Raw genomic sequence first — 20715 nt, 5'->3', positions numbered from 1 at the left:
TGATCCTGTCTTAAACGTAGAAACAACAAGGCCCGGGATTGTACCGGGCCTGGGCAAAAACATCAGCCTCGCGACTAAACCTCGCTGAGGCTCTCGCGCTGTTCGTAAGCCAGGCGCACCGGGGCGAACGAGCGACGGTGGATTGGCGTCGGGCCAAGACGGGCCAGCGCTTCCAGATGAACGGGCGTCGGGTAGCCTTTATGGCCGGCGATGCCGTAGCCCGGATAGATCAATTCGAACGCGGCCATTTCACGGTCACGGCTGACCTTGGCCAGAATCGAGGCTGCCGCGATGGCAGGCACCTTGCTATCGCCCTTGACCACCGCTTCAGCCGGCATCGCCAGTTTCGGGCAGCGGTTGCCGTCGATCATCGCCAGTTTGGGCGTGATATGCAGGCCCTCGACGGCGCGCTGCATGGCGAGCATGGTGGCGTGGAGGATATTCAGTTCGTCGATCTCTTCGACTTCGGCCCGGGCGATATGCCAGCTCAGGGCTTTTTCACAGATCTCGTCGAAGAGTTTTTCCCGACGCGCTTCGGTGAGTTTTTTCGAGTCGTTGAGACCGAGGATCGGACGGTTCGGGTCAAGAATCACCGCCGCCGTGACCACCGCGCCACAGAGCGGGCCGCGCCCGACTTCATCCACGCCGGCCACCAGTTCATGGGCTTGCGCGACCAGGCTGAAATCCAGCCCCATTTGCGTCGTCATAGGGCTTCCTGTTTGTGGCCGATCAACGTCAGCACGGCATCGGCGGCCTGGTTTGACGCATCACGGCGCAAGGTGCGGTGGATGGCGTCAAAGCCGCGAGTCTGCTCTTCGCCGCCGTCGATCAAGGGGAGTAGCGTCTGCGCCAGGGCTTCGGGCGTTGCATCGTCCTGCAACAATTCTGGCACCAACAGGCGCTGGGCCAGCAGATTGGGCAAGGAGATGTAGGGGCTTTTAACCATGCGCTTGAGAATCCAGAAGGTCAGCGGCGCCAGGCGGTAAGCCACGACCATCGGACGCTTGTACAGCAACGCCTCCAGGGTCGCAGTGCCCGAGGCGATCAGCACCGCATCGCAAGCCGCCAGGGCCAGGTGCGACTGACCATCGAGCAGGGTCAACGGCAGGTTGCGCCCTTGCAGCAATGTTTCGATTTGTGCACGACGTTGCGGGCTGGCACACGGCAGTATGAAGCGCACGCCAGGCTTCAAGGCCTGCAGGCGTTCGGCGGCATCAAAAAACAATGTGCCCAGGCGACCCACTTCGCCACCGCGACTGCCCGGCATCAGCGCGACAAGCGGGCCGTCGGGCAAGCCCAGTTCGGCACGCGCCGCAGCGCGGTCGGCGTGCAGCGGGATAGTGTCGGCCAGCGTGTGCCCGACAAACCGCACCGGTACGCCCTTCTCTTCGTAGAAACGGGCTTCGAACGGCAGCAAGGTCAGCATCAGGTCGCAACCTTCGCGGATCTTCAACACGCGCTTCTGCCGCCACGCCCAGACGGACGGACTGACGTAATGCACGGTCTTGATCCCAGCCTGACGCAACCTGAGTTCGATATTGAGGGTGAAATCCGGCGCGTCGATGCCGATAAAAACGTCGGGCTTTTCTTCGATCAGGGTCTGAATCAGCAACTTGCGCCGCACCAGCAGTTCACGTAGACGACCCAGCACCTCCACCAACCCCATGACCGACAAGCGCTCCATGGGGAAGTAAGACGTGAGGCCTTCAGCCTGCATCAACGGGCCACCCACACCGATAAACTCGACCGCCGAATGCTGGGCCTTAAGCGCCCGCATCAGGCCCGCGCCCAGGATATCGCCGGAAGCTTCCCCGGCGACCAATGCGATACGCAGATTGGCCATGATCAGCGAGTGATGCCGCGAGTCGACGCCTGGACCGAGTCACGGAACACCGCGACTTCCGGGAACAATGCTGCAGGCTCGGTCAGTTCAGTCAACGCTTGCTCAACCGTCAGGCCCTGGCGGTAAACCACCTTGTAGGCGCGGCGCAGGGCGTGGATCGCGTCTTCGCTGAAACCACGACGGCGCATGCCTTCGAAGTTCATGCTGCGGGCTTCGGCAGGGTTACCGAAGACCGTGACGAACGCCGGAACATCCTTGCCGATGGCAGTGCCCATGCCGGAGAAACTATGGGCGCCGATGTGGCAGTACTGATGCACCAGGGTGAAACCGGATAGGATCGCCCAATCGTCAACGTGTACATGGCCTGCCAACGCGGTGTTGTTGACCAGGATACAGTGGTTGCCGATCACGCTGTCATGGCCGATATGCGCGTAGGCCATGACCAGGTTGTGATCACCCAGCGTGGTCTCGGCACGGTCCTGCACGGTACCACGGTGAATGGTCACGCCTTCACGAATGATGTTGTGATCACCGATTACCAAGCGTGTTTCTTCACCCTTGTACTTCATGTCGGGGGTGTCTTCGCCTACCGAGGAAAACTGGTAGATGCGATTGTGTTTGCCAATGCGGGTCGGTCCCTTGAGGATCACGTGCGGCCCGATGACAGTCCCCTCGCCGATTTCCACACCTGCGCCGACGATCGACCAAGGGCCGACCTCAACGTCGGCGGCCAGTACGGCCGACGGATCGATGATTGCGCGAGGGTCAATCAAACTCATAGTTTGCGTTCCGCGCAGATGATTTCGGCGGAGCACACTGGCTTGCCATCCACCGAAGCCTGGCATTCGAACTTCCAGATCTGGCGCTTACAACTGATGAACTTGGCTTCCAGGATCAACTGGTCACCCGGGGTGACCGGGTTACGGAAACGCAACTTGTCGGAGCCCACGAAATAGTAAAGCGTGCCGTCGGCAGGCTTGAGGTCGAGCATTTTGAAACCAAGGATACCGGCAGCCTGGGCCATTGCTTCGATGATCAACACGCCCGGCATGATGGGATGCGCGGGAAAGTGGCCATTGAAGAACGGTTCGTTGATGCTGACATTCTTGTAGGCACGAATGCGCTTTTCCTCAACATTCAGGTCCACTACACGATCCACCAGCAGGAACGGGTAACGGTGAGGCAGGTATTCGCGAATCTCGTTGATGTCCATCATTTCGGGGGGAAGCCTGTAATAAAGATTGGGGGCGGGCGACTAAACGCACGCCCCGCTAGCAAATCAAGGAGGCAGTCTAGCGGCTGTTCACACTTGATATGGAAATGGTATCAGCCTTCTGATGAAGCATTACCGCCAGGGGTCACGTCCCCAACACGCTTTTCCAGCTGCTTGAGACGCCGAGCCATGTCGTCGATATGTCTCAAACGCGCCGCACTCTTGCGCCATTCAGCCGCAGGCTGCATGGCGGTACCGGAAGAATAGGCACCGGGCTCGGTAATCGAGTGGGTGACCATGGTCATGCCGGTGATGAAGACGTTGTCGCAAATATCGATATGGCCCACCAGCCCTACGCCACCGGCGAGCATGCAATGCTTGCCGATCTTGGTGCTGCCGGATATGCCTACGCAGGCCGCCATGGCGGTGTGATCGCCAATCTGTACGTTGTGGGCAATCTGGATCTGGTTATCGAGCTTCACGCCATTACCGATCACGGTATCGGCCAAAGCCCCGCGATCAACAGCGGTATTGACGCCGATTTCCACATCGTCGCCGATCAATACGCCGCCGACCTGGGCAATCTTGTGCCAGACACCTTTCGAATTGGCAAAACCGAAGCCTTCACCACCAATCACCGCGCCCGACTGAATAACCACCCGCTGCCCGATACGCACGTCGTGGTACAGGGTCACGCGGGGCGCGAGCCAGCCATCGGCACCGATTTCACAGCGTGCACCGATAAAGCAGTGAGCGCCTACGGTGACGCCGGCGGCAATGCGCGCGCCACTTTCGATCACGGCAAAAGCGCCAATGCTGGCCGCAGGGTCAACCTGGGCATCATCGGCGATGACCGCCGACGGATGGATTCCTCCAGCCGCCTTGGGTTTCGGATCGAACAGGTGGGATACCCGCGCATAGGCCAGGTACGGATCAGCCACCACCAACGCGTCCCCGGCGTAACCCTCGGCGTCAGCAGCCTTCAGCAGCAGGGCTGCGGCTTGGCTGTCGGCCAGGTATTTACGGTATTGGGGATTTGCGAGGAAGCTCAACTGAGATGGGCCAGCCTCCTGCAAGGTGGCTAGCCCAGTAATTTCTTTCTCCGGGGAACCACGCAAGGTGGCTCCCAGGAACTCGGCCAACTCGCCGAGCTTGATAATCGCGGTCATGGCTTACTTCAGCTGGTTCATGCGCTCGATCACCTGGCGGGTGATGTCGTATTGAGGCTTGACGTCAATCACGGCGCCGCGTTCGAACACCAGGTCAAAGGCACCTTTCTTGATGACTTCTTCCACAGCGCTGTCGAGTTTCGGCTTGAGCTGCTTGAGCATTTCGCGGTCGGCAACAGCCTTGGCTTCGTTCAGTTCCTTGGACTGGAACTGGTAGTCACGGGCCTTTTGCTTGAATTCAAGCTCCAGGCGCTCGCGCTCGCCTTGCTGCATCTTGTCGCCACCGGCTACCAGACGATCCTGGATGCCCTTGGCACTGCTTTCCAACGTCTTGAGCTTGGTCAGTTGCGGACCGAATTTCTTCTCGGCATCCACCGCGTACTTCTTGGCCGCATCGGATTCCAGCAGGGCCATCTGATAGTTCAGGACGGCGATTTTCATCTCGGCGAAGGCCGGGGTGGTTACCAGCACAGTTGCCAGCAGAACCAATTGAGTCAACTTACGCACGATGTACTCCTACAGATCCGTTGTCGTTATCTTGGGTCAGACGCTTAGAACGTCTGGCCGAGGGAGAATTGGAAAATCTGGGTTTCAGCGTTATCCGGTTTCTTGATCGGCATGGCCAGAGCAAAGCTCAACGGACCAAGCGCAGTCACCCACGTCACGCCAACACCTACGGAGCTCGCCAGGTTGCTGAGGCTTACTTCGTTACACTGCGTATTGGACTTCACGCCAGTCGGGTTAGTGACCTGATCGCACTTGGAGTCAAATACGTTACCCACATCCCAGAAAACCGAAGTACGCAGGGACCGCTGATCTTTCACGAACGGCAGTGGGAACAGGATCTCGGCACCACCCTGGATCAGCACGTTACCACCGAATGGCAGTGCGCTAGTGTCCGTATCCGCCACGGTGCCGGTGTTACCGGTCACGCCAGCGCCACGGCTAGGGGTACCACGCGGTCCCAAGGTGCTGTCCTTGAAGCCACGGACCGAGTTGAAACCACCCGCATAGTAGTTTTCATAGAACGGCAGGCCGTTGGTCGAACCATAACCGTCACCATAGCCCAGCTCAGTGTGCAGGCGCATGGTGTAATTGTCGCTCAGCGGCTGGAACAACTGGCCACGGTAGTCGAGCTTGAAGAACGACAGGTCGCTGCCCGGCGTGGTGGCTTCCAGGGTCACGCTCTGGGAGTGACCACGGGTTGCCAGTACGCCTTTGTTCAGGGTCGACTCGGACCAGCCGGCAGACGCCTTGAAGTTCAGGAACTTGTCGCCTTCACGACGGGTGAAGTCGAAGATCTCATCCACGGTGTACACACCGGTCTTGATCTCATCCTGCTGCGCGGTCAGGCCGAAGGTCAGACGCGAGGTCTCACTGATCGGGTAACCGATGTTGACGCCGGCACCCAGGCTGTCAATCGCATAGCTGGCAACGTTAACGTCGAGGTCTTTGTAGTCGGTGGTGCGGTAGAAGGCGTTATAACCCAGGCTCACACCATCAGCGGTCCAGTAGGGGTCGACATAACCGAAGTTATAGCGACTCTGGTATTCGCTGCGGGTCAGGCCGATGGAAACCTTGTTACCGGTACCGAGGAAGTTGTTCTGGGTGATCGAACCACCGAGGATCAGGCCGGCACTCTGTGCGAAACCGACGCTGGCGGTGATCGAGCCCGAGGCTTGCTCTTCGACGGCGTAGTTCACGTCAACCTGGTCGTCCACGCCCGGTACAGCCGGGGTTTCGACGTTGACTTCCTTGAAGAAGCCCAGGCGCTCAAGGCGGGTCTTGGACTGGTCGATCAGGTAAGTCGACGCCCAGCCACCTTCCATCTGACGCATTTCACGACGCAGCACTTCGTCCGCAGACTTGGTGTTGCCACGGAAGTTGATGCGGTTCACGTAGGCACGCTTGCCTGGGTCGACCACAAAGGTGATGTCCACGGTGTGGTCATCATCATGCGGGGTCGGCACGCCGTTGACGTTGGCGAAGGTATAGCCTTCGTTACCCAGGCGACGGGTGATCAGTTCGGACGTAGTGGTCATCAGCTTGCGCGAGAACACCTGGTCTTTCTGCACCAGCAGCAGGGACTTGACCTGGTCTTCAGGCACTTTCAAGTCGCCGCTGAGTTTGACGTCGCGGACCTTGTACTTCTCACCCTCGTTGACGTTGACGGTGATGTACACGTGCTTCTTGTCAGGGGTGATGGACACCTGGGTCGAAGCGATATCCATGTTGATATAGCCACGGTCCAGGTAGTAGGAACGTAGACGCTCCAGGTCACCGGAGAGTTTTTCACGGGCGTACTTGTCGTCGTTCTTGAAGAACGACAACCAGTTGGTGGTCTTGAGCTCGAACAGGCCGATCAGGTCTTCATCAGCGAACTTGGTGTTGCCCACCACGTTGATGTGCTGAATGGCCGCCACGGTGCCTTCGTTGATGTTGACCTTGAGGCCGACACGGTTACGAGGCTGCGGGACCACTTCCGTTTCCACGGTCGCGGAGTAGCGGCCCTGGGCAACGTACTGGCGTTGCAGTTCGTTACGCACCCCCTCAAGGGTGGCGCGCTGGAAGATCTCGCCCTCGGCCAGGCCGGATTGCTTGAGGCCCTTCATCAGGTCTTCAGTGGAGATCGCCTTGTTACCCTCGATCTCGATACTGGCGACGGAAGGTCGCTCGACGACGGTGATGACCAGGACGTTGCCTTCGCGACCCAGTTGGATATCTTGAAAGAACCCGGTTTTGAACAGCGCACGAGTGGATTCCACCAGGCGACGGTCATCAGCCTGTTCCCCGACGTTCAACGGCAAGGCACCAAAGACGCTACCCGCGGAAACCCGCTGGAGGCCGTTGACGCGAATATCGGAGATAGTGAAGGACTCGGCGTGAACTTCGGCGATCATCAATACGGTGAGAACCGCAGTTAGCAGCAGACGTTTCATGAAGTCCTTTCTTATTCCAACTGGCAATAAACAAACTGCCGCAAAATGCGGCAGATTCGCAATTCAGCGAAGCGTTACAGTCGTCCCAGATCGTTGACCAAGGCTAACAACATCACCCCGACCACCAAACTGATACCGATCTGTATCCCCCAACCCTGCACCCGATCCGACAAGGGGCGACCACGCACCCACTCGACCAGATAAAACAACAGATGCCCCCCATCCAATACTGGAATGGGCAACAAATTCAGAACCCCAAGGCTAATACTCAGATAAGCCAGGAAATTCAGGAAATCCGCGACACCCGACTGGGCAGAAGCGCCCGCCACTTTAGCAATGGTTATCGGCCCACTCAAGTTTTTTACCGAGAGCTCGCCGAACAACATTTTCTTGAGCGACTCGAGAGTCAGCACGCTCATGGTCCAAGTGCGTTTCGCGCCCTCGCCAATTGCTGCCAACGGCCCGAAACTGACCTCACGCATCATTGAAGGCGGCCACTCCGGACGCTTGACCCCGGCACCGAGGTAACCCCCGGCCGCCTTGGCCTCCCCACGTACCGCCAGGGTCACGGGAACGTCAATTTGAGCACCATCGCGCTCAACTTTCAGCACAATTCTGGTATCAGGCCGCACGCGCACCAGGTCGACCACTTGCTGCCAATCACTCAGCGCCTGGCCATCAAGGGCCAACAGGCGATCACCGGTTTTCAGACCTGCGGCCTGGGCCGGGCCTTTCGGATCAAGCTCGGTGAGCACCGGCGGCAAGGCCGGACGCCATGGGCGAATCCCCAGGGACTTGATCGGGTCCGGCTCATCGGAACCCTTGAGCCAATGGTCGAGAGTCAGCTCACGCGGGGTCTCGGACGAGGAGTCCTGCTCGCGCACCACGACATTGACAGTGCCGCTTTCGCCCAGGCGACGCACCAATTGCAAATTGACCGCCCCCCAACCCGTGGTTGGCTCGCCATCAATGGAAACAATTTCCTGCCCGGCGACCAATCCTGCCTTCGCCGCCATGCTGTCCGCCTCAACCGCACCGATAACCGGGCGTATCTGTTCGCTGCCGAGCATGGCCAGGAACCAGAAGAACACCATGGCCAACAGGAAATTGGCGATCGGGCCGGCGGCGACAATAGCGATGCGCTGACGAACGGTCTTGCGATTGAAGGACTGGTCCAGTTGATCCGCCGGCACTTCGCCTTCGCGCTCATCAAGCATCTTGACGTAGCCGCCCAAGGGGATGGCGGCGATCACGAACTCGGTGCCGCGGCGGTCGTGCCAGCGCAGCAACGGCATGCCGAAACCGACGGAAAAGCGCAGTACCTTGACGCCGCAACGACGCGCCACCCAAAAGTGGCCGAATTCGTGGAAGGTAACCAGCACGCCCAGAGCAACCAGGGTGCCGACAATCATGTAAAGCGCACTCATCTAATTTCTCCGCATTCCAATCCAGTGCCTGAAGACGCAAACGCGCCCACAGACTAACGCGCGTTGCGGCCCAACCATTGCTCGGCCAGGGCGCGGGCCTTGGCATCCGCCTCGAACACTGCCCCCAGATCATTCACAGCCACTACGGGCTCAAGACTCAGAACATCCTCGATGATACTCGCGATCTGCGGAAAGCGGATGCGCTGTGCGAGAAACGCTGCCACAGCCACTTCGTTAGCCGCATTGAGCATCGCCGGCGCACTGTTGCCCGCCTCCGCTGCCTGTCGCGCCAGGCGCAGGCACGGAAAGCGCTGCTCGTCCGGCGCCTCGAAGTCCAGGCGAGCAATGGCGAACAGGTCCAGCGGTGCAACACCGGAGTCAATCCGCTCAGGCCAGGCCAGGGCATTGGCGATCGGCGTGCGCATATCGGGGTTACCCAACTGCGCCAGCACCGAGCCATCCACATAGTCGACCAGGGAATGAATCACACTTTGCGGGTGAATCACCACTTCGACCTGGTCAGGCCGTGCATCGAACAACCAGCAGGCCTCGATCAATTCCAGGCCCTTGTTCATCATGCTGGCCGAATCCACGGAGATCTTGCGCCCCATGGACCAGTTCGGATGAGCGCACGCCTGATCCGGAGACACGTGCTCCAAGTCCGCCAGCGGAGTTTTACGGAAAGGCCCACCGGACGCTGTCAGCAAAATCCGGCGCACGCCGACCTGGCTCAAGCCACGGGCAAAATCACCGGGCATGCACTGGAAGATCGCGTTGTGCTCGCTGTCGAGCGGCAGCAATACCGCGCCGCTCTTGCGCACAGCCTGCATAAAGAGTGTGCCGGACATGACCAGCGCTTCTTTATTAGCCAGCAGGATTTTCTTGCCGGCATCGACAGCGGCCAGGGTCGGGCGCAAGCCAGCGGCTCCGACAATGGCCGCCACCACGGCATCCACCTCGGCATCAGCCGACACCTGGCACAAGCCCTCCTCACCCACCAGCACCTGAGTGGCAAGGCCAGCGGCGCGCAGGTCATCCTGCAAGCCCCGCGCAGCAACGGCCCCAGGCACTACAGCAAAACGCGGCGCATGGCGCACGCACAGCGCCAGCAACTCAGTCAGGCGAGAGAAGCCGGTCAATGCGAAGACTTGATAGCGTTCCGGGTGGCGAGCGATCACATCCAGGGCGCTTAACCCTACCGAGCCGGTCGCACCCAGCACGGTGACCTGCTGCAGGCGGCTCACGAAGCAGCCATCCACAACAGCACGGCAAAAATCGGGATCGCAGCGGTCAGACTGTCGATGCGGTCCAACACGCCGCCATGACCCGGCAACAGATTACTGCTGTCCTTGATTCCGGCCTGGCGCTTGAACATGCTTTCAGTGAGGTCGCCCACGACCGAGATGAACACGACGATGGCCGTCCCCAGCAAGGCCAGGCACAGCCCTTTCACCGACCAGTCACGCACAACCCCGACCACGAGCGTGATCACCAAGGTCAAGGCCAGGCCGCCGTATACGCCCTCCCAGCTCTTGCCCGGACTGACTGCCGGCGCCAGCTTGCGTTTGCCCAAAGCCCGACCGGAGAAGTAGGCACCAATATCGGCGCCCCAGACCAACACCATCACCGCCAGGATCAACTCATTACCGATCGGGAAGCGCTTGATCTCCACCAGCCCTTGCCAGGCCGGCAGCAGAATCAACAAGCCGATCACCAGCTTGCAGGCAACGCTGGACCACTGGCTGCTGGTACGCGGATAGGTCAGCACCAGGAAGGTCGCCAACGCCCACCACAGCACCGCTGCGCCCAACACCCAAGGAGCGAGATCCGGGAGGATGTACATCAGGAACAGCAACAGGGCCACGATGACGGCATACACCACGCGCGGCAACTGGGCGCTGAAGCCCGCCAGACGCGCCCATTCCCAGGCGCCGAGTGTTACGACCAGGCCGATGAACAGCGCAAAGCCGGAACCGTCGAGCAGGAAAAAACCACACAAGGCAATCGGCAGCAGGATCAGTGCAGTGATGATTCGTTGTTTAAGCATTTAAACCCGGGCTCCAGCTTCGATCTGCTCGCTCGTTTTACCGAAGCGACGCTGACGGGAAGCGAAATCGGCCAGCGCATTACGCATGGCATCGTGTTTGAAGTCCGGCCAGAACAGGTCGGAGAAATACAGCTCGGTGTAGGCCAACTGCCACAACAGAAAATTACTGATGCGGTGCTCGCCACCGGTACGGATGCACAAGTCCGGCAGCGGTAGGTCACCGGTGACCAGGCAGGTTTGCAACAGTTCGGGCGTGATCTCGTCCGGCCGCAGATGACCAGCCTGCACTTCGCGGGCAAGCCGTTGCGCAGCCTGGGCGATGTCCCACTGACCACCATAGTTGGCGGCGATCTGCAGCACAAAACGGTTACTGCCAGCAGTAATGGCCTCGGCCTCACGCATGGCCGCTTGCAGCCCCGGATGGAACCGCGAGCGATCACCAATGATGCGCAAAGTGATGTTGTTATCGTTGAGGCGCTTGGCCTCACGACGCAAGGCCTTGAAGAACAGATCCATCAAGGCACTGACTTCTTCGGCCGGGCGCTGCCAGTTCTCACTGGAGAAAGCGAACAAGGTCAACACTTCGACCTTGGCCTCGGCGCACACCTCAATCACCGCCCGTACTGCATCGACACCCGCTTTGTGCCCGGCGACACCGGGCAAAAAGCGTTTTTTCGCCCAGCGATTATTCCCATCCATGATGATCGCGACATGGCGCGGCACCACGGAAGGCACAGTCTGCTTGGTCTTTTCCATGAAAGCGCCCTGACCCTTATACGGCCATCAAGTCCGCTTCTTTTTGCTTGGTGGCCGCATCGACATCAGCTTCGGCCTTGTCGGTCAGCTTCTGGATGTCTGCCGCCGCACGGCGCTCTTCGTCTTCGCTGATTTCCTTGTCCTTGACCAGCTTCTTCAGCTCGCCCAGGGCATCGCGACGGATGTTGCGCACGGCAACACGTGCATCTTCCGCTGCGCTACGCGCCTGCTTGGTGAAGCCCTTGCGGGTTTCTTCAGTCAGGGCAGGCATGGAGATCAGCAGCAACTCGCCCAGGTTGGTCGGGTTGAGGTTCAGGCCGGCGCTCTGGATCGCCTTGTCGACCGCCGCGAGCATGTTGCGCTCAAAGGCTACGACTTGCAGGGTGCGCGAGTCTTTTACGGTGATATTGGCCACTTGGGTGATGGAGGTGTCCGTGCCGTAGTACGGCACCATCACGCTACCCAGAATGCTTGGGTGAGCCTTGCCGGTACGAATCTGACCAAAAGCGTGGTTCAGAGAGTCCAGGGATTTCTGCATACGCTCTTGAGCGTCTTTCTTGATTTCGTTGATCATTGTTGGCCTTCCTCGATCAGAGTCCCTTCCGCGCCGCCGTGTACGATGTTCAGCAGGGCACCGGGCTTGTTCATATTAAATACGCGCAGCGGCATCTTGTGGTCGCGGCACAGGCAAATTGCCGTCAGGTCCATCACGCCCAGCTTGCGATCCAGCACTTCATCGTAGGTCAGATGATCGAACTTCTCGGCATGCGGGTCTTTGAATGGATCTGCAGTGTATACGCCGTCCACTTTGGTGGCTTTCAACACGACGTCGGCATCGATTTCAATCGCACGCAAGCATGCGGCCGAATCGGTGGTGAAGAACGGGTTGCCCGTACCAGCAGCGAAGATGACCACGTCTTTGGAGTTCAGGTGGCGCATGGCTTTGCGGCGATCATAGTGATCGGTCACGCCCACCATGGAAATAGCCGACATCACGATCGCCGAGATGTTGGCACGCTCCAGGGCATCGCGCATGGCCAGGGCATTCATCACAGTGGCCAGCATGCCCATGTGGTCGCCGGTGACCCGGTCCATGCCCGCCGCACTCAGTGCTGCACCGCGGAACAGGTTGCCACCACCAATCACCAGGCCGACCTGTACGCCGATACCGACCAACTGGCCGACTTCCAGCGCCATGCGGTCGAGCACCTTGGGATCGATCCCGAACTCTTCCGAGCCCATCAGGGCCTCGCCGCTAAGCTTGAGTAGAATGCGTTTATAGCGAGCCTGATAACCACTGCCCTGCTGAGCCATTGCGAATCTCTCCTGCGGCGTATTTTTAAAAATTCTTGGCGAGCCGTTTACGGCTTGCGTTCACTCTAGCTGGACGCTGCTACAGCGCCATCGGAACACGGCTTTGTAAGCCAGTTCCGAGGGGAAGCCAAATAAAATCGACCTTCCCATTTGAAAAGAGGCTGCGCGCGTGAGCGGGCAGCCTCTTTCGGGCGACAGTTGAAAACTGTCTTATTGCTTGGCGGCAGCCAGCTGGGCAGCAACTTCTTCAGCGAAGTTGTCGACCGGCTTCTCGATACCGTCGCCTACTTTGTAGTAGGTGAAGGAAACGATTTCAGCACCGGCTTTCTTGGCCAGTTCGCCAACCTTGATTTCAGGGTTCTTGACGAACGCCTGCTCAACCAGGCTCGCTTCAGCCAGGAACTTGCTGATACGGCCTTTGATCATGTTTTCAACGATGTTCTCTGGCTTGCCCGCGATCTTGTCAGCGTTGAGGCTCAGGAACACGGCTTTTTCACGTTCGATTGCGTCAGCGGACACTTCCGATGGCAGCAGGAACTCAGGGTTGCTGGCCGCTACGTGCATAGCGATGTCTTTGGCCAGTTCAACGTTGCCGCCTTTAAGGGCAACCACAACGCCGATTTTGTTGCCGTGCAGGTAACCGCCGACAACATCACCTTCAACGCGAGCCAGGCGACGGATGTTGACGTTTTCGCCAACCTTGCCGACCAGAACCAGGCGATCAGCTTCTTGAGCGGCGATCAGCGGCTCAGCAGCAGTCAGCTTGTCGTCGAATGCTTTCTTGACGCTGGCAGCAACGAATGCCTTGAAGTCATCCTGCAGAGCCAGGAAGTCGGTCTGCGAGTTCACTTCCAGCAGAACAGCGACTTTACCGTCTTCAACCAGAGCGATAGCACCTTCAGCAGCAACGTTGCCTGCTTTCTTGGCAGCCTTGATGGCGCCCGAAGCACGCATGTCATCAATGGCTTTTTCGATGTCGCCGCCGGCCTTGGTCAAGGCCTTTTTGCAATCCATCATGCCTTCGCCGGTACGCTCACGCAGTTCTTTAACCAACGCTGCAGTAATCTCTGCCATTTCAAAATCCTCTTGGATAGGTTTTCAACCATTCCACCCGATCAAACGGGCGATCAATTCTTCCCGAATCTCCCTTGTAGGCCGCTGCACGTTACAGATGATGTAGCTGCGCTGCCGACAAATGGTTTTCGAGGGGGCAAAAAGGGGGCCAAGCCCCCTTTTTGCTTACTGAGTCAACGCCAGGGCGTCAATTACTCAGCTGCGGCTACCGGAGCTTCTTCAACGAACTGCTCGGTACCACCAGCAACGTGGTTGCGACCACGGATGACAGCATCGGCCATCGAACCCATGTACAACTGGATAGCGCGGATGGCGTCATCGTTGCCTGGGATGATGTAGTCAACGCCATCAGGGCTGCTGTTGGTATCGACTACGCCGATAACAGGAATGCCCAGTTTGTTGGCTTCGGTGATCGCGATGCGCTCGTGATCAACGTCGATAACGAACAGTGCGTCAGGCAGGCCGCCCATGTCCTTGATACCACCCAGGGAACGATCGAGCTTTTCCAGGTCGCGAGTGCGCATCAGCGCCTCTTTCTTGGTCAGCTTGGCGAAAGTACCGTCTTCGGCTTGCACTTCAAGGTCACGCAGACGCTTGATGGAAGCACGGATGGTTTTGAAGTTGGTCAGCATGCCGCCCAACCAGCGGTGATCGACGTACGGCGAACCGCAACGTGCTGCTTCTTCAGCAACGATCTTGCCAGCGGAACGCTTGGTGCCGACGAACAGAATCTTGTTTTTGCCCTGGGCCAGGCGCTCTACGAAAGTCAGAGCTTCGTTGAACATTGGCAGGGTTTTTTCAAGGTTGATGATGTGGATCTTGTTACGCGCGCCGAAAATGTATTTACCCATTTTCGGGTTCCAGTAACGGGTTTGGTGACCGAAGTGCACACCGGCCTTCAGCATATCGCGCATGTTGACTTGGGACATGATAGTTCCTTAATAAGTCGGGTTTGGCCTCCACGTATCCCAATGACCAACCAGCGGCATCAAGGCCTCCGGCACCCAGGTCATCGTGTCGACACGTGTGTGGATTTAAGCTCTGCGGGGTATCCCCGGAAAGCGGCGCATTTTATACCACACGAAGGGCAAAAACGAAACCCGCAATCACATTTGCCGCCAACGACTTTTGCGCAACCCTTTGAAAAGCGCCACTATCACCCCACTTTATAGAGACAACCGACGGCCAGACGCTCATGATTTGCCGCCCGCGTCTGGTAGAATCAGGTTTTTTGGGGCTTGTGCGAATTCTGTAACCTTTTGCCGCACACCCGTAAACCGTATTGATTTCAGCGCCTCGCGCTAGAGAGAGCCTGTATGACTGTTACCTTGAAAACCGCCGAAGACATCGCTGGCATGCGCGTTGCCGGCAAACTGGCGGCCGACGTGCTGGAAATGATTGCCGAACACGTCAAGCCCGGCGTCACCACCGAAACACTGGACCGCATCTGCCACGACTATATAGTCGACGTGCAAAAGGCTATCCCTGCCCCGCTGAACTACAAGGGCTTCCCCAAGTCGATCTGCACCTCGATCAACCACGTGGTCTGCCACGGGATTCCGGGCGACAAGCCGCTGAAAGACGGCGACACCCTGAACATCGACGTCACCGTCATCAAAGACGGCTACCACGGCGATACCAGCCGCATGTTCCACGTCGGCACTGTGCCGGTCTGGGCCGAGCGCCTGTCACAGGTGACCCAGGAATGCATGTACAAGGCCATTGAAATCGTCAAACCCGGCTGCCGCCTGGGCGATATCGGTGAAGTGATCCAGAAGCACGCTGAAAAGAACGGCTTCTCGGTGGTTCGCGAGTTCTGCGGCCACGGCATCGGCAAGGTGTTCCACGAAGAGCCGCAGATTTTGCATTACGGCCGTGCCGGTACGGGCATGGAACTGAAAGCGGGCATGACCTTCACCATCGAGCCGATGATCAACCAGGGCAAGGCCGACACCAAGGTACTGGGCGACGGCTGGACCGCCATCACCAAGGACCGCAAGCTCTCCGCCCAGTGGGAACACACCCTGCTGGTCACCGACACCGGTTACGAAATCTTCACCCTGCGCGCGGACGACACGATCCCACGCATTTCGGCGTAACGGCTGCCCCGGTTTTCCCAAACTGTGTTGTGACTGACTGATAGCTAGAAAGGAAAGCCGAACGATGCCCCAGGTGGACCCCGAACTCTTCGACCGTGGCCAGTTCCAGGCCGAACTGGCGCTGAAGGCCAGCCCTATCGCCGCCTTCAAGAAGGCTATCCGCCAGGCCCGCGAGGTGCTCGACGAGCGCTTTCGCAGTGGCCGGGACATCCGTCGGCTGATCGAGGACCGTGCCTGGTTCGTCGATAACATCCTGCAAAAGGCCTGGGAACAGTTCAGTTGGAGCGAAGACGCCGATATCGCCCTGGTGGCGGTCGGCGGCTACGGCCGGGGTGAGTTGCACCCCTACTCCGACATCGACCTGCTGATCCTGCTGGACAGCGCCGACCATGAGATCTTTCGCGATTCCATCGAGCGCTTTCTGACACTGCTGTGGGACATTGGCCTGGAAGTCGGCCAGAGCGTGCGTTCGGTGGCCGAATGCGCCGAAGAAGCCCGCGCCGACCTCACCGTCATCACCAACCTGATGGAAAGCCGCACCATCGCCGGCCCCGAGCGTCTGCGCCAACGCATGCTCGAAGTCACCAGCACCACGCAAATGTGGCCGAGCAAGCACTTCTTCCTGGCCAAGCGCGCCGAGCAGAAAGCCCGGCACCACAAGTACAACGACACCGAATACAACCTGGAACCCAACGTCAAAGGCTCCCCCGGAGGCCTGCGCGATATCCAGACGATTTTGTGGGTCGCCCGTCGCCAGTACGGCACCCTGAACCTGCGCGCCCTGGCCGGTGAAGGCTTTCTGGTGGAGAGCGAAAACGCCCTGCTCGCCTCGTCCCAGGAATTCCTCTGGAAAGTGCGCTACGCCCTGCACATGCTCGCAGGGCGCTCCGAAGATCGCCTGCTGTTCGACCATCAGCGCTCCATCGCCACCCTGCTGGGTTTCGAAGGTGAAGACGCGAAGACCAGCATCGAAAGTTTCATGCAGCAGTACTACCGGGTGGTCATGAGCATTGCCCAGCTCAGCGACCTGATCATGCAGCACTTCGAAGAAGTGATCCTGGCCCCGGAAGACGAAGCCCCGCCGCAGCCGATCAACGCACGCTTCCAGCTACATGACGGCTATATCGAGGCGCGCAACGACAACGTATTTCGCCGCACGCCGTTCGCCATGCTGGAAATTTTCGTGCTGATGGCCCAACAGCCGGAAATCAAAGGCGTGCGCGCCGACACGATTCGCCTGCTGCGGGAAAACCGTCACCTGATCGACGATAACTTTCGCAACGACATCCGCAACACCAGCCTGTTTATCGAGCTGTTCAAGTGCAAGATCGGCATCCACCGCAACCTGCGGCGGATGAACCGCTACGGCATCCTCGGGCGTTACCTGCCGGAGTTCGGTTTTATCGTCGGGCAGATGCAACACGACCTGTTCCACATCTACACCGTGGACGCCCACACCCTGAACCTGATCAAGCACCTGCGTAAGCTGCAGTACAGCCAGGTGTCAGAGAAATTCCCGCTGGCCAGTAAGCTAATGGCCAAGCTGCCCAAACCCGAACTGATCTACCTGGCCGGCCTGTACCACGACATCGGCAAAGGCCGCCACGGCGACCATTCGGAAGTCGGTGCGGTCGACGCCGAGGCGTTCTGCCAGCGCCACCAGTTGCCGTTGTGGGACAGCCGCCTGATTGTCTGGCTGGTGCAGAACCACCTGGTGATGTCGACCACCGCCCAACGCAAGGACTTGTCCGACCCGCAGGTGATCCACGACTTCGCCGGGATCGTCGGCGATGAGACCCGCCTCGACTACCTGTATGTGCTGACGGTTTCCGATATCAACGCCACCAACCCGACGCTGTGGAACTCGTGGCGCGCGAGCCTGCTGCGCCAGTTGTACACCGAGACCAAGCGCGCCCTGCGCCGAGGCCTGGAAAACCCGGTGGACCGCGAAGAGCAGATCCGCCGCACCCAAAGCGCGGCCCTGGACATCCTGGTGCGCGGCGGCAACGACCCGGACGACGTCGAGCAATTGTGGTCGCAACTGGGCGACGATTACTTCCTGCGCCACACCGCCGGCGACGTGGCCTGGCACAGCGACGCGATCTTGCAGCAACCGGCCGACGGCGGCCCGCTGGTGTTGATCAAAGAAACGACCCAACGCGAGTTCGAAGGCGGCACGCAGATTTTCATCTACGCCCCCGACCAGCATGACTTCTTCGCCGTGACCGTGGCGGCCATGGACCAGCTCAACCTGAACATCCACGACGCCCGGGTCATCACCTCCAGCAGCCAGTTCACCCTCGACACCTACATCGTGCTCGACACCGAAGGCGAGTCCATCGGCGATAACCCGGTGCGGGTGAAAAAGATCCGCGAAGGCCTGACCGAAGCGTTGCGCAACCCGGATGACTACCCGACCATCATCCAACGCCGCGTGCCGCGCCAGCTCAAGCATTTTGCGTTTGCGCCGCAGGTGACCATTTCCAACGACGCCCAGCGCCCGGTGACGGTGCTGGAACTCAGCGCACCGGATCGCCCGGGCCTGCTGGCGCGGATCGGCGGGATTTTCCTGGAGTTCGACCTGTCGTTGCAGAACGCCAAGATTGCAACCCTTGGCGAGCGCGTGGAAGACGTGTTCTTCATTACCGACGCCGATAACCAGCCGCTGTCCGACCCCGAGCTGTGCCGCCGCCTGCAGGATGCAATCGTCCAGCAACTGAGCGTGACCCAGGAACCCGGCGTCGAGCTGACGCGCCTGACGATTTGATACTCGCCCAGTTTTTAACGCCTTGCATGAGATCCACCGATGAACAACGCCCTGAACCAGTTGCAGCCTTACCCGTTCGAAAAATTGCGCGCGCTGCTCGGCAGCGTCACGCCGAACCCGGACAAACGCCCGATCGCGCTGTCCATCGGCGAGCCCAAGCATAAATCGCCGACATTCGTCGCCGAGGCGTTGAGCAATAACCTCGACCAGATGGCGGTGTACCCGACCACCCTGGGCATTCCTGCGCTGCGCGAAGCCATCGCGGCCTGGTGCGAACGCCGCTTCAATGTGCCCAAGGGCTGGCTGGACCCGGCGCGCAACATCCTGCCGGTCAACGGCACCCGCGAGGCGCTGTTCGCCTTCACCCAAGCCGTGGTCAATCGCAGTGACGATGCACTGGTGGTGAGCCCGAACCCGTTCTACCAGATCTATGAAGGCGCCGCGTTCCTGGCCGGCGCCAAGCCGTACTACCTGCCGTGCCTGGACGCCAATGGCTTCAACCCGGACTTCGACGCCGTGTCGCCAGACGTCTGGAAACGCTGCCAGATCCTGTTCCTGTGCTCCCCCGGCAACCCGACCGGCGCCTTGATCCCGGTCGACACCCTGAAAAAGCTCATCGCCCTGGCCGACGAATATGACTTCGTGATTGCCGCCGACGAGTGCTACAGCGAACTGTACTTCGACGAACAAAGCCCGCCGCCGGGTCTGTTGAGCGCCTGCGTCGAACTCGGCCGCCAGGACTTCAAGCGCTGCGTGGTGTTCCACAGCCTGTCCAAGCGCTCCAACCTGCCGGGCCTGCGCTCCGGTTTCGTGGCTGGCGACGCCGACATCCTCAAGGCCTTCCTGCTGTACCGCACCTACCACGGCTGCGCGATGCCGGTGCAAACCCAACTGGCGAGCATCGCCGCCTGGCAGGACGAAGCCCACGTCCAGGCCAACCGCGACCTGTATCGGGAAAAATTCGACGCCGTGCTGGCGATCCTCAAGCCGGTACTGGACGTGCAAGCTCCCGACGGCGGTTTCTACCTGTGGCCGAATGTAGACGGTGACGATGCCGCCTTCTGCCGGGACTTGTTCGTCGAAGAACACGTCACCGTGGTGCCCGGTTCGTACCTGTCGCGGGATGTAGAGGGTGTCAACCCAGGTGCCGGCCGCGTGCGTATGGCATTGGTTGCACCACTGGCGGAGTGCGTGGAAGCGGCTGAGCGGATCAGCGACTTCATTCAGCGCAGGAAGTAACCTCGCCAAATCCCGCACTGTGTCGCACAGTGCGGGAACCTCCTTCACTCGCTCACCACTAACAGGCAAACTTCCTACGAGTATTGCCTATGAACCCAATCACCTCGTCGCTCACCCCTCCCCCCGCTTATGAGCCGCCCTCGAATAACGGCATCTCCCCTCCCGAATCCGCCAGGCGAACAAAAAGAGGCATCGCCGACAACGACAAACGCTGGCCGGACGGTGTGGTCACCGTTGCGCTCGACCTGAAGGACGAAAAAAGCAAAGCGCTGGTGGTGGACGCTATTCGCGAATGGGCCCACCACACGCCGACACTGCACTTCAATATCGTCGATGGCAAAAAGGGCGATATTCGCATTTCGGACGATGAAGGGCTCAAGGGCAATTGGTCCGCCATTGGCACAGCGGCCAGGGACATCGATGAAGATCAACCCACGATGCACCTCAACCGGACTGACGACTCGAAGAAGTTCCGCGGTACGGCCCTGCACGAATTCGGCCACGCCCTCGGGTTGTTGCACGAGCACCAGCACCCGCAGAACACCCTGGATTGGAACGAGCCCGAGGCGTATGACTACTACACCAGCAATATTTTCAGCGAAGCCATGGTGCGCGAACACGTCCTTGAACCAGACAACCGGCCCGGTCTGCAGATCACCCCATACGATCAGCGGTCCGTGATGCATTATGAAGTTCCGGCGGCACTGAGGCACAACGGCCAGGCCACTCCTCACAACACAACCCTTTCCGCAGGCGACAAGCAAACGATCAGAATGCTGTACCCCCCGGTCAACCCGACGTAGCGGGCACAGGGGTAAACATAGGCTC

19 protein-coding genes are annotated in these 20715 nt (G+C 59.5%); 4 read left to right on the top strand and 15 right to left on the bottom strand.

Annotated features, from left to right (window positions below; genetic code table 11):
* Positions 1–74: 74 nt before the first annotated feature.
* The 15 genes from rnhB to rpsB all read right to left on the bottom strand — a co-directional run bounded on the left by rnhB (position 75) and on the right by rpsB (position 14711).
* Positions 75–707, bottom strand: coding sequence for a ribonuclease HII (rnhB, locus tag U5A08_RS06585; protein ID WP_017844751.1), 633 nt, complete (start codon positions 705–707; stop codon positions 75–77).
* On the bottom strand, positions 704–1843 hold the full coding sequence (gene lpxB, locus U5A08_RS06580) for a lipid-A-disaccharide synthase (protein ID WP_253393772.1): 1140 nt from the start codon (positions 1841–1843) through the stop codon (positions 704–706). Before lpxB ends, rnhB begins: the two co-directional genes overlap by 4 nt.
* 2 nt (positions 1844–1845) lie before the next feature.
* Complete coding sequence (gene lpxA / locus U5A08_RS06575) at positions 1846–2622, bottom strand: acyl-ACP--UDP-N-acetylglucosamine O-acyltransferase (RefSeq protein ID WP_247403883.1); 777 nt, start codon at positions 2620–2622, stop codon at positions 1846–1848.
* Positions 2619–3059: a 3-hydroxyacyl-ACP dehydratase FabZ gene (fabZ, locus tag U5A08_RS06570; RefSeq protein WP_003172281.1), complete on the bottom strand. Its 441-nt coding sequence runs from the start codon at positions 3057–3059 to the stop codon at positions 2619–2621. The genes lpxA and fabZ overlap by 4 nt, the downstream gene beginning before the upstream one ends.
* Positions 3060–3169: 110 nt before the next feature.
* Positions 3170–4225: a UDP-3-O-(3-hydroxymyristoyl)glucosamine N-acyltransferase gene (lpxD, locus tag U5A08_RS06565; RefSeq protein WP_247403880.1), complete on the bottom strand. Its 1056-nt coding sequence runs from the start codon at positions 4223–4225 to the stop codon at positions 3170–3172.
* Positions 4226–4228: 3 nt separating this feature from the next.
* Entirely contained in the window at positions 4229–4732 is a 504-nt protein-coding gene (locus U5A08_RS06560; RefSeq protein ID WP_003172279.1) for an OmpH/Skp family outer membrane protein, read from the bottom strand.
* Positions 4733–4776: 44 nt separating this feature from the next.
* Entirely contained in the window at positions 4777–7164 is a 2388-nt protein-coding gene (gene bamA, locus U5A08_RS06555) for an outer membrane protein assembly factor BamA (protein ID WP_253393771.1), read from the bottom strand.
* A 74-nt stretch (positions 7165–7238) separates the two neighbouring features.
* On the bottom strand, positions 7239–8591 hold the full coding sequence (rseP, locus tag U5A08_RS06550) for a sigma E protease regulator RseP (RefSeq protein ID WP_321850851.1): 1353 nt from the start codon (positions 8589–8591) through the stop codon (positions 7239–7241).
* A gap of 53 nt (positions 8592–8644) precedes the next feature.
* Positions 8645–9835: a 1-deoxy-D-xylulose-5-phosphate reductoisomerase gene (ispC, locus tag U5A08_RS06545; RefSeq protein WP_253393769.1), complete on the bottom strand. Its 1191-nt coding sequence runs from the start codon at positions 9833–9835 to the stop codon at positions 8645–8647.
* On the bottom strand, positions 9832–10638 hold the full coding sequence (locus U5A08_RS06540) for a phosphatidate cytidylyltransferase (protein WP_253393768.1): 807 nt from the start codon (positions 10636–10638) through the stop codon (positions 9832–9834). The genes ispC and U5A08_RS06540 overlap by 4 nt, the downstream gene beginning before the upstream one ends.
* Positions 10639–11394: a polyprenyl diphosphate synthase gene (uppS, locus tag U5A08_RS06535; RefSeq protein WP_247399509.1), complete on the bottom strand. Its 756-nt coding sequence runs from the start codon at positions 11392–11394 to the stop codon at positions 10639–10641.
* A 16-nt stretch (positions 11395–11410) separates the two neighbouring features.
* Positions 11411–11968 (bottom strand): ribosome recycling factor, encoded by a 558-nt coding sequence (frr, locus tag U5A08_RS06530; RefSeq protein WP_253393767.1) that lies wholly within the window; start codon positions 11966–11968, stop codon positions 11411–11413.
* Positions 11965–12708, bottom strand: a complete 744-nt coding sequence (gene pyrH / locus U5A08_RS06525) for a UMP kinase (protein WP_095077480.1) — start codon at positions 12706–12708, stop codon at positions 11965–11967. The genes frr and pyrH overlap by 4 nt, the downstream gene beginning before the upstream one ends.
* A gap of 210 nt (positions 12709–12918) precedes the next feature.
* A complete protein-coding gene (tsf, locus tag U5A08_RS06520; RefSeq protein WP_253393765.1) occupies positions 12919–13782 on the bottom strand; it encodes a translation elongation factor Ts in 864 nt (287 codons plus the stop codon).
* Between the two features lie 191 nt (positions 13783–13973).
* Positions 13974–14711: a 30S ribosomal protein S2 gene (gene rpsB / locus U5A08_RS06515; protein WP_048719953.1), complete on the bottom strand. Its 738-nt coding sequence runs from the start codon at positions 14709–14711 to the stop codon at positions 13974–13976.
* A gap of 387 nt (positions 14712–15098) precedes the next feature.
* Between rpsB and map the strand changes: the two genes are divergently transcribed.
* The 4 genes from map to U5A08_RS06495 all read left to right on the top strand — a co-directional run bounded on the left by map (position 15099) and on the right by U5A08_RS06495 (position 20690).
* Positions 15099–15881 (top strand): type I methionyl aminopeptidase, encoded by a 783-nt coding sequence (map, locus tag U5A08_RS06510; protein WP_017844739.1) that lies wholly within the window; start codon positions 15099–15101, stop codon positions 15879–15881.
* Positions 15882–15945: 64 nt separating this feature from the next.
* Positions 15946–18648, top strand: a complete 2703-nt coding sequence (locus U5A08_RS06505) for a [protein-PII] uridylyltransferase (protein WP_253393763.1) — start codon at positions 15946–15948, stop codon at positions 18646–18648.
* 39 nt (positions 18649–18687) lie between these two features.
* Complete coding sequence (gene dapC / locus U5A08_RS06500) at positions 18688–19887, top strand: succinyldiaminopimelate transaminase (RefSeq protein ID WP_253393762.1); 1200 nt, start codon at positions 18688–18690, stop codon at positions 19885–19887.
* A gap of 89 nt (positions 19888–19976) precedes the next feature.
* Positions 19977–20690: a M12 family metallopeptidase gene (locus tag U5A08_RS06495; RefSeq protein WP_253393761.1), complete on the top strand. Its 714-nt coding sequence runs from the start codon at positions 19977–19979 to the stop codon at positions 20688–20690.
* The last annotated feature ends 25 nt before the right edge of the window (positions 20691–20715 follow it).

This window comes from Pseudomonas paraveronii (genome assembly GCF_963681955.1).
Lineage (GTDB): Bacteria > Pseudomonadota > Gammaproteobacteria > Pseudomonadales > Pseudomonadaceae > Aquipseudomonas > Aquipseudomonas paraveronii.
The sequence above is the reverse complement of the archived record's forward strand: the minus strand, read 5'-3'. Positions and strand labels throughout refer to the sequence as shown.

Coding starts and splice junctions, on each gene's coding strand:
- rnhB (WP_017844751.1), bottom strand. CDS start 707: ATGACGACGCAAATGGGGCTGGATTTCAGCCTGGTCGCGCAAGCCCAT.
- lpxB (WP_253393772.1), bottom strand. CDS start 1,843: ATGGCCAATCTGCGTATCGCATTGGTCGCCGGGGAAGCTTCCGGCGAT.
- lpxA (WP_247403883.1), bottom strand. CDS start 2,622: ATGAGTTTGATTGACCCTCGCGCAATCATCGATCCGTCGGCCGTACTG.
- fabZ (WP_003172281.1), bottom strand. CDS start 3,059: ATGATGGACATCAACGAGATTCGCGAATACCTGCCTCACCGTTACCCG.
- lpxD (WP_247403880.1), bottom strand. CDS start 4,225: ATGACCGCGATTATCAAGCTCGGCGAGTTGGCCGAGTTCCTGGGAGCC.
- bamA (WP_253393771.1), bottom strand. CDS start 7,164: ATGAAACGTCTGCTGCTAACTGCGGTTCTCACCGTATTGATGATCGCC.
- rseP (WP_321850851.1), bottom strand. CDS start 8,591: ATGAGTGCGCTTTACATGATTGTCGGCACCCTGGTTGCTCTGGGCGTG.
- U5A08_RS06540 (WP_253393768.1), bottom strand. CDS start 10,638: ATGCTTAAACAACGAATCATCACTGCACTGATCCTGCTGCCGATTGCC.
- uppS (WP_247399509.1), bottom strand. CDS start 11,394: ATGGAAAAGACCAAGCAGACTGTGCCTTCCGTGGTGCCGCGCCATGTC.
- frr (WP_253393767.1), bottom strand. CDS start 11,968: ATGATCAACGAAATCAAGAAAGACGCTCAAGAGCGTATGCAGAAATCC.
- pyrH (WP_095077480.1), bottom strand. CDS start 12,708: ATGGCTCAGCAGGGCAGTGGTTATCAGGCTCGCTATAAACGCATTCTA.
- tsf (WP_253393765.1), bottom strand. CDS start 13,782: ATGGCAGAGATTACTGCAGCGTTGGTTAAAGAACTGCGTGAGCGTACC.
- rpsB (WP_048719953.1), bottom strand. CDS start 14,711: ATGTCCCAAGTCAACATGCGCGATATGCTGAAGGCCGGTGTGCACTTC.
- map (WP_017844739.1), top strand. CDS start 15,099: ATGACTGTTACCTTGAAAACCGCCGAAGACATCGCTGGCATGCGCGTT.
- U5A08_RS06505 (WP_253393763.1), top strand. CDS start 15,946: ATGCCCCAGGTGGACCCCGAACTCTTCGACCGTGGCCAGTTCCAGGCC.
- dapC (WP_253393762.1), top strand. CDS start 18,688: ATGAACAACGCCCTGAACCAGTTGCAGCCTTACCCGTTCGAAAAATTG.
- U5A08_RS06495 (WP_253393761.1), top strand. CDS start 19,977: ATGAACCCAATCACCTCGTCGCTCACCCCTCCCCCCGCTTATGAGCCG.